15 protein-coding genes are annotated in these 13,289 nt (G+C 72.1%); 3 read left to right on the top strand and 12 right to left on the bottom strand.

The window, feature by feature from the left end; all coding sequences use genetic code 11:
- Window positions 1-13: 13 nt before the first annotated feature.
- The 4 genes from ACIPEQ_RS04560 to ACIPEQ_RS04545 all read right to left on the bottom strand — a co-directional run bounded on the left by ACIPEQ_RS04560 (window position 14) and on the right by ACIPEQ_RS04545 (window position 4,017).
- Window positions 14-1,459, bottom strand: a complete 1,446-nt coding sequence (locus tag ACIPEQ_RS04560) for a hypothetical protein (RefSeq protein WP_402714256.1) — start codon at window positions 1,457-1,459, stop codon at window positions 14-16.
- Window positions 1,459-2,352: a TIGR03943 family putative permease subunit gene (locus tag ACIPEQ_RS04555; protein WP_402714255.1), complete on the bottom strand. Its 894-nt coding sequence runs from the start codon at window positions 2,350-2,352 to the stop codon at window positions 1,459-1,461. The genes ACIPEQ_RS04560 and ACIPEQ_RS04555 overlap by 1 nt, the downstream gene beginning before the upstream one ends.
- Window positions 2,339-3,352 (bottom strand): permease, encoded by a 1,014-nt coding sequence (locus ACIPEQ_RS04550; RefSeq protein ID WP_402714254.1) that lies wholly within the window; start codon window positions 3,350-3,352, stop codon window positions 2,339-2,341. Before ACIPEQ_RS04550 ends, ACIPEQ_RS04555 begins: the two co-directional genes overlap by 14 nt.
- Before the next feature lie 86 nt (window positions 3,353-3,438).
- Entirely contained in the window at window positions 3,439-4,017 is a 579-nt protein-coding gene (locus ACIPEQ_RS04545; RefSeq protein WP_402714253.1) for a TetR/AcrR family transcriptional regulator, read from the bottom strand.
- A gap of 94 nt (window positions 4,018-4,111) precedes the next feature.
- Here ACIPEQ_RS04545 and ACIPEQ_RS04540 point away from each other — a divergent pair, with 94 nt between their 5' ends.
- Window positions 4,112-4,426 (top strand): multidrug efflux SMR transporter, encoded by a 315-nt coding sequence (locus tag ACIPEQ_RS04540; protein WP_326497166.1) that lies wholly within the window; start codon window positions 4,112-4,114, stop codon window positions 4,424-4,426.
- 1 nt (window position 4,427) lies between these two features.
- Window positions 4,428-4,808 carry a DMT family transporter gene (locus ACIPEQ_RS04535; RefSeq protein WP_402714252.1) on the top strand — a complete coding sequence of 127 codons (381 nt, stop codon included), beginning with the start codon at window positions 4,428-4,430 and terminating at the stop codon, window positions 4,806-4,808.
- Window positions 4,809-4,983: 175 nt separating this feature from the next.
- Here ACIPEQ_RS04535 and ACIPEQ_RS04530 read toward each other — a convergent pair whose 3' ends face one another.
- Window positions 4,984-6,123: a CE1758 family FMN-dependent luciferase-like monooxygenase gene (locus ACIPEQ_RS04530; protein WP_402714251.1), complete on the bottom strand. Its 1,140-nt coding sequence runs from the start codon at window positions 6,121-6,123 to the stop codon at window positions 4,984-4,986.
- Window positions 6,124-6,244: 121 nt separating this feature from the next.
- The gene (locus tag ACIPEQ_RS04525) at window positions 6,245-7,141 is read right to left on the bottom strand and encodes a phosphatase PAP2 family protein (RefSeq protein ID WP_402714250.1); all 897 of its coding nucleotides are present in this window, start codon (window positions 7,139-7,141) and stop codon (window positions 6,245-6,247) included.
- A 238-nt stretch (window positions 7,142-7,379) separates the two neighbouring features.
- Between ACIPEQ_RS04525 and ACIPEQ_RS04520 the strand changes: the two genes are divergently transcribed.
- Entirely contained in the window at window positions 7,380-7,829 is a 450-nt protein-coding gene (locus ACIPEQ_RS04520) for a DUF4383 domain-containing protein (RefSeq protein WP_402714249.1), read from the top strand.
- 268 nt (window positions 7,830-8,097) lie between these two features.
- Here ACIPEQ_RS04520 and ACIPEQ_RS04515 read toward each other — a convergent pair whose 3' ends face one another.
- The 6 genes from ACIPEQ_RS04515 to rpmB form a co-directional block, all read right to left on the bottom strand.
- Complete coding sequence (locus tag ACIPEQ_RS04515) at window positions 8,098-9,405, bottom strand: ATP-dependent RecD-like DNA helicase (RefSeq protein ID WP_402714248.1); 1,308 nt, start codon at window positions 9,403-9,405, stop codon at window positions 8,098-8,100.
- Entirely contained in the window at window positions 9,402-11,375 is a 1,974-nt protein-coding gene (locus tag ACIPEQ_RS04510) for a cytochrome c oxidase assembly protein (protein WP_402714247.1), read from the bottom strand. Before ACIPEQ_RS04510 ends, ACIPEQ_RS04515 begins: the two co-directional genes overlap by 4 nt.
- 169 nt (window positions 11,376-11,544) lie before the next feature.
- Window positions 11,545-11,832: an HU family DNA-binding protein gene (locus ACIPEQ_RS04505; protein WP_058727660.1), complete on the bottom strand. Its 288-nt coding sequence runs from the start codon at window positions 11,830-11,832 to the stop codon at window positions 11,545-11,547.
- A gap of 289 nt (window positions 11,833-12,121) precedes the next feature.
- On the bottom strand, window positions 12,122-12,427 hold the full coding sequence (gene rpsN / locus ACIPEQ_RS04500) for a 30S ribosomal protein S14 (RefSeq protein WP_022903745.1): 306 nt from the start codon (window positions 12,425-12,427) through the stop codon (window positions 12,122-12,124).
- Between the two features lie 2 nt (window positions 12,428-12,429).
- Window positions 12,430-12,600, bottom strand: coding sequence for a 50S ribosomal protein L33 (gene rpmG, locus ACIPEQ_RS04495; protein ID WP_022908193.1), 171 nt, complete (start codon window positions 12,598-12,600; stop codon window positions 12,430-12,432).
- Window positions 12,600-12,836: a 50S ribosomal protein L28 gene (gene rpmB, locus ACIPEQ_RS04490; protein WP_022903747.1), complete on the bottom strand. Its 237-nt coding sequence runs from the start codon at window positions 12,834-12,836 to the stop codon at window positions 12,600-12,602. Before rpmB ends, rpmG begins: the two co-directional genes overlap by 1 nt.
- Window positions 12,837-13,289: the final 453 nt, after the last annotated feature.

Raw genomic sequence — 13,289 nt, 5'->3', positions numbered from 1 at the left:
GGTCGCCCTGCGGTCAGCCGATCTCGTCGCCGGACGGCAGCGCGCCGCACCAGTCGACCGACGACGCCTGCACGCTCGCCTCGAGCGCGCCGGAGGCCGCGTCCACGACGCTCACCAGGTCACCCGAGGCCGACCGCGTGGTCACGGCGAGGAACTGGCTGTTCGGCGACGGGCACACCGCCGTGACGCTCGCGTCCTCCGGCACGCTGACGGGCAGCCGGGAGGCCCGGCTCGCGTCGACGCGCACCATCGACTGGGCGAGGGTGCCGTCGGTCCGCACGACGCCCACCACGCGCACGTACGTGTCGTCGGTCAGCGGGGCGATCCGGCCGAGGTAGGGCGCGTCGGTGCTGCCCGCCGGCGCCGCCAGGTCCTCGCGCTGCCCGTCGGTCAGGTCGAGGCGGACGATCCCGGTCCCGGTCTCGACGACCGCCGTGGTGCCGCTGCCGACGAAGCCGTGCAGGTAGGTGGCGCTGCCGAGCCGGACGGGGTCGTTGCGCCCGCTCATGTCGACGAGCACCAGGTCGTCGGAGCCGGTGCGCACCAGGGCGCTCTCGGTGCGCGGCACGTAGGCCCACTGCGCGACGGTCAACGGCTCGGCACCGGTGGTCGGCTTCCCGTCGGCCGCGATCGCCGTCGGCAGGTGCGTGCCGGTCATGTCGACCACGTACAGCCCGACGTTCCGCGACTGGCCGGTGGAGGTGTCGGCGTACTCGAAGCCGAAGGACGCGCCGTCGTCGGCGACGTGCAGCGCGGTGACCCGTCCGGCAGCGCTCGGCAGGGTCAGGCGCTCGACCGGGGTGCGGTCGTCCTGCACGCCGCCGGCGAGGGGCACGATCTCGACCGTCGACCGGCCGTCGGCACCGCGGACGACGACGAGCGAGCGACCGAGGCGCGCGTACTCGGTGATGCCGGTGGCCTCGAAGACGGTGGTGGCGCCGCCGGCGTCGAGGGAGCGCCGGACGATCCGGTCCTTCGTCCCGGACGTCCCCGGCACGAGGGCGAGCACGTCGGTGCTGCCCGTCGTGATCGTCGTGCGGAGCTCCGAGGTGGCGGGCTGCCCCGGGGCGCGGACGTCCCGGACGGCGATCTCGTACGTGCGGTCGTAGGCGAGCGGCCCGGCGAACTCCACCGCGATCGTGTTGCCGCTCGACGTGACCGTGTGCGGGGCGGACGGGCGCACCGTCACGGCCTCGGCCGGGACCCGCTGCAGGGCCTGGTTCGCCGTCAGGATCACCCGCTGCGCCGGTCGGGACACGAGCCCGGACGCGTCGTACGTGACGTCCCGCAGCCGGGGGCCCTGCTGCGAGCCGACCACCGCGGCCACGGCGCCGACGAGCACGAACACGGTGATCGAGGCCACCAGGCGGCGGCGGAAGCGGTCGCGCGGGCGGCGGCGGAGCGGGCCGGAGCCCCGGGGGTCCGTGGGCGCGGTCGTGGGTGCAGGCGTGGCGGGCATCAGTACTCGTACGGGTCCGTCGGCTGGTCGATGTCGCGGACGGTCGCGGCGCGGATGACGATCCGTGCGTCGGCGGACTGGTCCGGGTTGGCGGCGAGCTTCCCCGTGACGCGGACCCACTGGTCGGCGTCGGGCACGGGACCGTCGACGACCACGCCGAGGCCGACCGGCTGGGCATCGACCGCACAGCAGCTGATCACGAAGCGGGTGAGCGTGAAGGACCCGTCCGAGCTGGGCACCACGAAGCCGGAGAGCTCGACCGGCTTGCCGACCAGCGCGGTCGTGTCCGTGGTCTGGCGGATGAGCGCCGCCCAGTCCTTCACGCCGTACTCCGAGGTGTCCACGCCCTCGCTGCCGAGCAGGGCGACGTCCTGGGTGCCGGTGGCGTTCGACAGGGTCGGGGTGTCCACGCTCCGCTGCTGGGCGGTGCGGGCGGAGAGCGTGGTCGGCGGGAGCACGAGCATGGCGACCGTGACGCCGACGGTGGCCGCTGCCGCGATGCCGCCGAGGACGCCGCGGGTGATCCGGGCGGCTCCCGGGGCGCGGCGTCGGACGGCCCGGGCGGCGTCGGAGCCGTGCTCGTAGGCGGTCTCGTCGTCGGGTGTGCGCGAGCGGTCGCGCCCGCCGGCGTGCGCGGCGTGCTCGTCGTCGTGGGTGGCGTGCGCGTGGTCGTGCTCGTCGTCGTGGGCGTGCCCGTGCCCGCGCGCCACCGCGACGAGTCCTGCCACCGAGGCCGGCACCGCGATCGCGGCCAGGACGACCGTGAACAGGTCGTACCGCGGGTTGATGTACAGGTCGAGGTGTCCGACCAGGGCGAGCCACAGCGTGCACAGCGCCACCGCGAGCACCGACCCGAGCCCGAGGTACGCGGGAGCCTTCTCAGACGAGGACATTCATCACCAACCCGACCGCCGCGGTGAACAGGACGCAGACCACGGCGAGCAGCACCAGGAAGCGCGCGCGGAACGTGGTCCGGAGCAGGGCGATCATCTTGACGTCGATGATCGGCCCGATGAGCAGGAACGCCGTGATCGACCCCGGCAGGAACGTCGAGGCGAACGACAGCGCGAAGAAGGCGTCGACGTTCGAGCAGAGGGAGATCGTCATCGCCAGGAGCATCATCGCGGCGACCGACAGCACCGGGTTCGCGCCCACCGCCACGAGCGTCGACCGGGGCACCGCGACCTGGATCGCGGCCGCGAGCCCGGCGCCGACGAAGAGCGCGGGCATCATGGTCGCGGTCTCGCCGCCGAACTGCGATGCGCTCTCACGCCAGCGGTTGCGGGAGCGCGGTGCCCCGACGGCGGCACGGCACCGGGCCTCGAACGCGGGCAGGAGCAGCTCGGTCGGGCGACGGTGTGCGGCGACGATCCACCCGACCAGGTTCGCGAGGACGAAGCCGCCGACGATGCGGACGACGAGGATCCACCCGGACCACCCGAACGCCTGCGCGGTGCTGATGATCACGAGCGGGTTGAGGATCGGCGCGGCGACCAGGAAGGTGACGGCCTCGGCCGGGGTGAACCCGCGCATCATGAGGCCACGGGCGAGCGGCACGTTCCCGCACTCGCACACCGGGAAGAGCATGCCGATGAGCGAGATGACGGCACGCCGGGGCATCGGTCGCTCGGGCAGGATCCGCTCGAGCGCGCCGGCCGGCACCCAGACCTCGACGACGATGGACAGCACGATGCCGAGCACGACGAACGGCAGCGACTCGACCACGACACTGATCGCGAGCGTCAGGAAGTCCTGCACGACGTCGGGGAGTCCGGCCGTCCCCACGGTCGGTGACACCACGCGCACGCCGAGCAGCACCACGACGGCACCGAGCACCAGGCCGGGGCCGGTGAGCGTGCGGGTGGGGGCGGGGCGAGTGGGAGCGCTCGTCACCGGGACAGGATAGGCGAGGAGCGTGCCCGCCCCCTCCGAGCCGCGCGGCACACGGCGCACGGCACCCGGTGTCCGGCGGACGGTTGTCAGGTGGTGGGGAGTCCTGCCAGGTGCCGGTCGAGCAGGTCGATCGCCCACTCGCCGGACTCCCCCGGCGCGAGGCGGGTGACGTGGACCGCCAGCCCGTCGACGAGCGCGTGGAGCCGGCACGCTTCGTCGGCCCGGAGGCTCTCGGGCACCCCGACGAGGGCGACGATCCGGTCGCACCACGCACGCATCTCGGCGACCACCCGGTCCAGGGCCGGCCGGAGCGCGGCGTCGGTGAGGGCGGCGTTGCCGAGCGCCAGGTACACGTCGAGCTCGACGACCCGTTCGTCGTCGAGCGGCAGCAGCTCGAGCAGCACCCGCCGCGCGGTCTCGCCGTCGGGCAGCCCAACGGGGATCGCGTCGATCCGCTCCCGGGTCCGGTCGAACACGAGGGTGATGGTGTGCTCGCGCATCGCGGCCTGGGTCGGGAAGACGTAGCGCACGGTGCTCGGTGGCAGGCCGGCCTCGGCTGCGACCCCGCGGACGCTCAGGGCACCGAGTCCGTCCCGCGCGAGGACCCGGCACGCAGCGTCCGAGACGTCGAGACGCCGCTGCTCCAGGTCCTCTCGGGTGGTCACCACGCCATACTCGCACGCTCGTGCGACTCGTGCTAGCGTCGGGCCGGCAAGAGTCGCACAGTCGTGCGACTCGCGACGAGGGAAGGAGACCGTCGTGGCATGGGTCGTGCTCGTCCTGTCCGGCGTGCTCGAGGCGGTGTGGGCCACCGCTCTGAGCGCGTCGAACGGGTTCAAGAAGGTGGTGCCGACGATCGTGTTCGTCGCCGGCATGGTGCTCAGCATGGTGGGACTCGCGTTCGCCATGAAGGCGATCCCGGTCGGCACGGCCTACGCCGTGTGGGTCGGCATCGGGGCGTCACTCACGGTCGTGGTGGCGATCCTCCGCCGCCAGGAGGCCGCGTCCGTCGCCCGCGTCGCGCTCGTCCTGGGCCTGGTCGCCTGCGTGGTCGGCCTCAAGGTGGTGAGCTGAGATGGCGTGGCTCGTCCTGTTCGTCAGCGCCGCGCTCGAGACCGTGTGGGCCACGGCCCTCGGCGCGAGTGACGGTTTCACCGTCGCCGGGCCGACGGCCCTCTTCGCGGTCACCATCGTCGTGAGCCTGGCCGCGTTCGGGTACGTCCTGAAGCACATCCCGATCAGCACCGCCTACGCGGTGTGGACGGGCACCGGCGCGGCCCTCACCGTCCTGTGGGGCATGGCGACCGGCGCCGAGCCCGTCACGTTCCTGCGCCTGCTGTTCATCGCCGGCATCGTCGGTTGCGTGGTCGGCCTCAAGCTGGTCCCCGCCCGCCCGGCCGCCCCCACCCCGGAGCCCGGGGTCACCACCGCTCCGCAGCAGTCATCCCGCGCGTAGGAGGCACTTCCGCGCGTCGGAGACTCTTCCGCGCGTAGCGGGTCGGAAGTTCCGACCTCCTTCGCGCGGAACGGCATCCCAGGTCGGGTGCGATGGGCCGGAACGCACGTGGCGACGGACGGGAGGCGCGGAGCCGGCCGGCACCGCGCCTCCCGTCCGTCGCGGGGTCAGGTGATCAGACGGACGCGCCCGTCCACTCGTCCTCGGCTGCGACGTGGTCGCTGCCGGCGGTCCCCGCGGCGAGTGCCGCGGCCACGCGGTCGGCGTGCGACGGCGGGTCGGACGGCACGTGGGCCGGGCGGTCCGCCTCGTTGATCTTCCGGAGCTCGGGGACGATGTCCTCGGCCAGGATGTCGATCTGCTCGAGCACCGTCTTGAGCGGCAGCCCGGCGTGGTCGATGAGGAACATCTGGCGCTGGTAGTGCCCGACGTGGTCTTTCATGGTGGCGTAGCGGTCGATGACCTGCTGCGGCGAGCCGACGGTGAGCGGGGTCTGGGCGGTGAAGTCCTCCATCGACGGGCCGTGGCCGTACACCGGGGCGTTGTCGAAGTAGGGCCGGAACTCGTTCCACGCGTCTTGCGAGTTCTTCCGGGCGAAGAACTGCCCGCCCAGGCCGACGATTGCCTGGTCGGCGGTGCCGTGTCCGTAGTGCTCGAAGCGCTGGCGGTACAGCCCCACCATCTGCTCGGTGTGCTGGATCGGCCAGAAGATGTTGTTGTGCAGGAACCCGTCGCCGTAGTAGGCGGCCTGCTCGGCGATCTCCGGCGTGCGGATCGAGCCGTGCCAGACGAAGGGCGCGACGCCGTCGAGCGGACGCGGGGTCGAGGTGAAGCCCTGCAGCGGGGTGCGGAACTTCCCCTGCCAGTTCACGACGTCGTTCTCCCACAGCTGGCGGATGAGCGCGTAGTTCTCGATCGCCAGGTTCACGCCCTGGCGGATGTCCTGCCCGAACCACGGGTAGACGGGGCCGGTGTTGCCGCGACCCATCATCAGGTCCATGCGACCGTCGCTGATCACCTGGAGCATCGCGTACTCCTCGGCGATGCGGACCGGGTCGTTCGTCGTGACCAGGGTCGTGCTGGTCGACAGCGTGATGTGCTTCGTCCGACCGGCCAGGTAGCCGAGCATCGTCGTCGGGCTCGACGCGACGAACGGCGGGTTGTGGTGCTCGCCGGTGGCGAAGACGTCGAGCCCGGCCTGGTCGGCGTGTTCGGCGATCGTCAGGATGTCCTTGACGCGTGTGGTGTCGTCCGGTGTCGTGCCGGTCGTGGGGTCCGTCGTGACGTCGCTGACGGTGAAGATCCCGAACTGCATGGTGCCCGCCTCCTGGTGCTGGCTGGTGGTACTGCCGTTTCGATGCGTTTGCATCGACTTGCTCCGTACAACGTACCGCAGCCGCGGACATTCCCGCCAGGGTCGGGTGACGTCGGTGCGCTCAGCGGCGCGGCGGCAGGGCGCGCTCGTCGGTCTGCGCGGCGTGGTGGAGCCCGTCGGCGAGCCACACGACCGTGACGACCGCCAGCACGCTCACGCTCGAGGCCATGCGGCCAGCGACCAGCACGGCGCCGTGCAGGTCGGCGACGCCGGACAGGCCCGCGACCACGGCGACCACCCCCACCAGGAAGGTGACACCGGTCGCGAGCAGGAGCAGCGCCGTCACCAGCCGCCGGGGACCCCGTCGGCCGTCCCGGTCTCCGCGCTCACCACGGTCGACCACCGGACCGACCGCACGGACGAGCCCGAGCCAGAACAGGGCGATCGCGCACGCGCCGACGATGTCGCTCACCCGGTGCCAGCCGTACACGACCGTCTGGTTCGCCACGAAGACCGCGTACCCCGCCCCGACGATCGTCACCGCAGGTCGCCAGCGCCGGGGCGTCACGAGGAGCACGGCGAACAGTGCTGCCAGTGCGATCGTCGCGTGCCCGGAAGGGTACGAGTTGGGCGTCTCCGACTGGGCGATCTCCGGGCGCTCGGCGATACGCTTCACGAGCGTCGAGGTGGCTGCCGACGCGAGCACCACGACGCCCGCTCCGAGTCCCACCGCGAGCCGACGTCGGGCGAGTGCGACGGCGGCGATCACGACCACCAGCAACAGGATGACCGGCACCGAGATGACGTTCAGTGCAGTGTCCGACCCGAACAGGTCGGACTCCCGGACCCCGCCCAACGCGGCGTCCTCGACCCGCTGCCCGACCGGCGTCAGCACGGCGACGGCGTAGACGAGAGGCACGATCACGAACCCCAGAGCCGCCAGCAGGCCCCACCGCAACCGCCGCGACACCAACGGTCCGCGCGACTCGGGCGCGGTGCGTTCGGGCGTTCGGGTCACCGGCGTGGTCCTCCTCGGTGTGGCGATCATCGGTCTCCTCGTCCGGCTGGTGCCGCGTGGGCGATTCGGACGGTCGGGGTCCGACACGATACCGTTGGTCCGCCGGTCCGCGCCTGTGAACCAGGGGTCAGCCACCTCAGGATCCGACGGCCGCGCCGCCCGTACGGCACGGGCAGGCGCTCCGGCTCCCGTCGCCGGTCCGTCCGGTGCGACCACCCTGTACCAGGAGGAGACCGAAGTGGCCATCAAGGAACCCAGCATCACGGCGTCGCCGAACCGGGGCCTCGCCCTGACGGCCGGATCGCTCCTGGCGCTCTGGGGCTTCCTCGGTTTCTTCTTCGCCGCCGACGGCGACCCGGGCTTCTTCAGCCGCGAGGGCGGGATGCTCTGGAACGCGTTCGGCGTCAACCCGGCGATGTGCCTGCTCTGGATCCTGCTCGCCGTCGTGCTCCTCATCACGAGCCTCGGCACCACCATCGGAGCGCGGAACGGCAACCGTCTGGTCGGCGTCGTGCTCGTCGTCATGGCGGTGTACGGCTTCGTGCTCGGTGACACCTCGGCGAACGTCTTCGCGCTGACCTTCGCGGACAACCTGTTCCACGCGATCATCGGCGTCGTCCTGCTCCTCACCGCCTTCGGCGCGGACCACGAGAACGTGCGTGCCATCCGGGCGGCCCAGCGCGCCTGACGCTCCCGCTGCTCGTCCTCGACGCCCCGTCCACCGCTCGGTGGGCGGGGCGTCGTCGTGCGGGTAGGGCACGGTCGTCGGGCTGGTGAACCGAGCGCGGCCGTCGACCGGGGTCGCTGCACGCTCGCCGACCGGGCAGGACATGCCGTAGGTAGACCGCCGCGCGGGTGCGATCCGTCGGTGCCGGCCGCCGAGTGTGACGGATCTGGCCCGCTCGGTGCAGCGCAGGCGGGCGTCAGCGCAGGCGGGCGTCGGGCGCCGGCGGGCGTCAGGCGTCGTCGGGGTGCGGGGACGCCTCGAGCTCGGTCGCGACGACCCGCGGCGCCTCGGACATGAAACGTCGGACGTCGAGGTCGACGATGATGTCCTGCGGCCGCAGCGGGCGGGTCAGGTAGAGCCCCTCGAGCGACGTCAAGCGCGAGAGCGCCACGTAGGTCTGCCCCGCGCTGAACACCCGGTTGCCGAGGTCGACCACCGCGCGGTCGTACGTCGACCCCTGCGACTTGTGGATCGTGACCGCCCAGGCCAGGCGCAGGGGGAACTGCTGGAACTCCCCCACGGTGTCCTTCTTGAGCTCCTTCTTGTCCGGGTCGTAGGAGTACTTGAACTTCTCCCACACGGACGGCTGGACCTCGAACGACTCCCCGTCGACGTCGACCCACACGGTGTCCCGGATCGCCGTCACGACACCGAGCGTGCCGTTCACCCAGCGCTGGTCCGGGTCGTTGCGCAGGAACATCACGTGCGCGCCGGGCTTCAGCTCGAGTGCCTCGTCCGCCGGGAAGTTCCGTCCCCCGAAGTCACCGTTGACGTCGGCACGGGCGGTCTTCACCTTGCCGGGCAACCGGTCGAGCGCGGCCTTGTTGATCCGCGAGACCGTGTCGTTCCGGGTCGCCAGGGTGATGGCGTCGTCCGGAGCCGGTCGGGCACCGGCGGTGTTGAGCTGCCCGGCGATGTCGGCGGTGACCCGCCCGTGCCGCACCGCCGTGAGCATCGCGGCGAAGGCGTCGTCACGCTGCCGGTGCACGGTCGCGAGCTCGACGATGTGCAGTTCGGCCTCGAGCCAGACCTTCGCGTCGAAGAACCACATCGACCGGTAGTGGTCCGTGAAGTACGCGCGCTCGTCCCCGTCGCCGGGCACGGGTGGCAGCTGGTACGGGTCGCCGAACATCACCACCTGGACGCCGCCGAACGCCTCGAACTGCCGCCCCCGGGCCTTGCGGAGCGACCGGTCCATCGCGTCGAGCAGGTCGGCGTTGACCATCGAGACCTCGTCGATGACCAGGGTGTCGATGGTGTTGAGGAGCTTCCGGGTCTCCGGGCCCTGCCGGAGCTCGGCGTCCGCGATGAGCCCGATCGGCAGCCGGAAGAGCGAGTGGATCGTCTGACCGCCGACGTTCAGCGCGGCGACACCGGTCGGGGCGCAGATGACGACCTGCTTCTCGGTGTTCCACGACAGGTGGTTGAGGAGCGTCGACTTGCCCGTCCCGGCCCGACCGGTGATGAAGACGTGGTCGCGGGTGTGCTCGATGTACTCGAACACCGCCCGCTGCTCGGCGCTGAGCTCGACGCTCACCGTCCGGCCGTCCCCGGCGCCGGCGTGGTGTCGGCGCCCACCACGGCAGGCTCGGCCGAGGGCGCGCGGTCGTGCGGGTCGTGCGGGTCGTGGTCACCGCGCAGTCGGACCAGCGTCACGACGACGACCGTCACGAGCAGCGCGACCCCCGCGAGGACGAGGACGATGCCGGCCCGTGCCTGGTCCACGAGCGGGGTGGGACCCCACTCGCGGCCCATCGCGCCGAACCACGACGCCTGGAGCAGCCCGACCGGCCCCTGCATCGCGAGGCCGAGCGAGACGGCGCCCGCCGCCACGACGACCGCGCCGACGATCCGCACGAGCGCCGCACCGGTGCTCGCCGTCCGGGCTCCGGCGGCGAACGGGGTCAGGAGCGTGGGCACGGCGAGCAGCCCCACGACCAGGAGCCCCACGTCGACCAGGGTGCGGCCGGAGGGATCGCTCACCGACCACCGGAGGACCTGGGTGGCGTACAGCCCCCACCACACCGCTGCCAGGAGCACGAACGACGGGAACGGCTGTGCGAGGTACCGGACGACGCCGTTGTCGACGAGCAGGCCCGTCCACTCGCGGACGCCCGTCGACCCGTCGTCACGCGGGTGCACGGCGGCCCGGATCAGCCGGACGGGCGCCGCGGCCCAGAGGAGTGCGGGGACGACGAGCCCGAGCAGCACGTGCGCGCCGACGTTGGCGGACACCAGGAAGCGGTCGTACGTGTGCAGCGAGCCGGACGTCGCCAGGACCAGCGTCACGACGGCGATCGCGGCGGCGATCGTGCGCTGCAGCGGCCAGGAGACGCCGCGACGCCGCAGTCGGACCACGCCGGCGGCGTACGCGGCGGCGACGAGGACGGCGGCCATCAGCCAGAACAGGTCGACGTTCCAGGCGGTGAGCCATCCCCACGACCCCGGGTCGCCGGGGAGCGGGTCGTCGGTCAGCAGCTCGGCGGGGGTCGGGTTCGTGGTCTTGCTGAGGGCGACCTCGCCGACCGGGGTCGCGGTGCGCCCGAGTGCCGCGGCGAACCCGCTCGCGACCCCCATGACGGCGAGTTCGACGAGCACGAGGGTCCAGAACGGGCCGCGGCGCTCCGGGGCGTCGGTGAGCGACCGGATCGCCCGCCGACGCTGCACCGCGCCGAGCACGCCGATGCCGACCAGCGCCGCGGTCTTCACGAGCACGAGCACCCCGTACGGGGTGAGCAGGTTCGCCGGGGTGCCGACACGGATGATCGCGGAGGCCGTTCCCGACACGGCCACGAGCACGAAGCAGCCGAGCGCGATGCTCGAGTACCGCGCGACGACGAGCGGCAGCCGGTCACCGGGCAGCACGCCCCGCAGGAGCACGACGAGCAGCAGCCCGCCGACCCACAGTGCGGCGCCGACCAGGTGCAGCCCGAGCGCGGTGACGGCCGAGTCGTGGCTGGCGGTGCCGGCGGCGTGCCCCTGCTGCGCGAGCGGCACGAGCCCGACCATCGCGATGCCGGCGGTGAGCGCGACCATGCCGCGCCCGCGGACCGCGAAGCAGAGCACCGTCACGGCGGCGGCGACGAGCACGGAGACCAGCCACGAGGTACCGAGGTCGGTCCCGGTGAGGAACACCCCCATCGACTGCCCGAACTGCTCGTCGAGGCTCAGGGCCGAACCGGCGACGGACAGGAACGTGAAGAAGGTCGTGGCCGCGGCGGCGACGGTCCAGACCCCGGCGGCACCGGCCGCGACGTCGATCGCACGGTTCCACTCGGGGCGCGTGCGCGACAGTCCGACGACGGTGAGCGCGAGGCCGCCGATCGTCGCTGCTGCACTGAGGTCGACGACCAGCCGGGCGATCGGCAGGCCGAAGCGGACGACCGCTCCCGGGTCCGCGATGAGTGCACGATCCGCCCCGCCGCCGATCACGAGGGCGACGAGGAGCGAGACGAACCCGACGAGCAGCAGCACGGCGGGGCCGGCGATGCGTGCGATCCGGTCCACCCGACAAGCCTAGGCGGTGCCCGGCCGACCACGGCACGCCGGTGGGCCGACCTGTGGGCGGTGGGCGGTGCCTCCCGGCTGTACGGGAGGACCGGCCGGCGGACGCACCGGCCCCGGGAACGACGGAAGGGACGGCCGAGGCCGTCCCTTCCGGTGCTGCTGAGCGGTCTTACTTGACGGCGGCCTTGAGCTTGGAGCCGGCGCTGACCTTGACCGAGTCGCTCGCGGCGATCTCGATGGCGTCACCCGTCTGCGGGTTGCGGCCGGTGCGCGCGGCGCGGTGGGTCTTCTCGAAGGCGATCCAGCCCGGGATCGTGACCTTGGTGCCGTCGGCGACCGACGACGAGACGACGCTGAACAGCGCGTCGACGACGCCGTTGACGGTGGCCTGGCTCTGGCCGGACTCCTGCGCGACGGCAGCGACGAGCTCGGTGCGGTTCAGTGACTTGTCAGCCATGGATGTCCTCCTCGGACTTCTTGCAGTGTCGGTGGGACGTCGGGACGCCCGCCCGCCCGGAGCGGGGTGCCCTGGACGTGGTGGTCCCGAGGACGAGCACGCCCGGCGGAACCGTCAGCGAACCTACCAGCCGAGCGGGGTGCGGACGACCGACTCGCCCGGATTTCCGGGGTTGTCGAGGGTCTGGAGGGGTCCGAGTGACGGATGTGGCGACCGTGTACCCCGCTCGGCCCGGGACGACGAACGCCCCGTCCCTCTGCAGGGACGGGGCGTTCGGTGGAGCTGGTGCTTACCAGGAGCTCTTCGTGATGCCCGGCAGCTCGCCACGGTGGGCCATGTCACGGAAGCGGACACGGCTGATGCCGTACTCACCGAGGTGGCCACGGGGGCGACCGTCGATGGCGTCGCGGTTGCGGTAGCGGACCGGCGACGCGTCGCGCGGGAGCTTCTGCAGGCCGACGCGGGCGGCCTCACGCGACTCGTCGGTACCGTTCGGGTCCACGAGGGCCTTCTTCAGCTCGAGACGACGCTCGGCGTAGCGCGCGATGACCTCGGCGCGCTGGTTGTTCTTCGCGATCTTGCTCTTCTTCGCCATGCTTAGCGCTCCTCACGGAAGTCGACGTGCTTGCGGATCACCGGGTCGTACTTCTTGAGCACGAGGCGGTCCGGGTTGTTGCGACGGTTCTTCTTGGTCACGTAGGTGAACCCGGTCCCCGCGGTGGAGCGGAGCTTGATGATCGGACGGACGTCCTGACCCTTCTTGGCCATCAGATCTTCTCCCCACGGGCGAGGAGATCCTTGACGACGGACTCGATGCCGCGTGCGTCGATCACCTTGATGCCCTTAGCGCTGAGCGTGAGCGTGACGTTACGACGAAGCGAGGGCACGTAGTACGTCTTCTTCTGCACGTTCGGGTCGAAGCGGCGCTTCGTCCGGCGGTGCGAGTGCGAGATGTTGTGTCCGAAGCCGGGGGTGGCTCCGGTCACCTGGCACACTGCTGCCATGGTTTCCTCCTGAGGTACCGAGCGACCGGACGGCCGCTCCCAAGGTCACTTGCCTGGCGCACACGCGCTCGTCACCGGAGGTGACCGCAGCGAGGGGGTTGTGCGCGCCGCCCAGGCCCGCTGACCCTGTCGAAGGACCGTCGGACACCGCGCGACCGCGGCGTACGCGACGGTCGGAGGGCTTGGAACAACTGGGTCTGCCACGCGGACGCGGCGGACCAGGGGTCAACGTTACGGGACGGCCGCGCGTGTCGCAAGCCGGTCCTCCCGTCCGGGTCGCACCGGTACCGGCCTGGAGGCGCGGCTCGGCCCCGTCACGCCGGTTCCGGTCCGGCCCGTCGGCCCACCGAGTGGGTACCTTCCGTCGCGCTCGACCGTCTCCACCGACGCTTTCTGCCCGCGGGACGGGTCACCGACGGCATGTCGTGCTCGCTCGGTGCCGGCCGCCCGGCG

The sequence above is a fragment of the Curtobacterium sp. NPDC087080 genome (assembly GCF_044745105.1).
Taxonomy (GTDB): Bacteria; Actinomycetota; Actinomycetes; order Actinomycetales; family Microbacteriaceae; genus Curtobacterium.
Note: the sequence above shows the minus strand (reverse complement) of the source record. Positions and strands in the feature narration are given on the sequence as shown.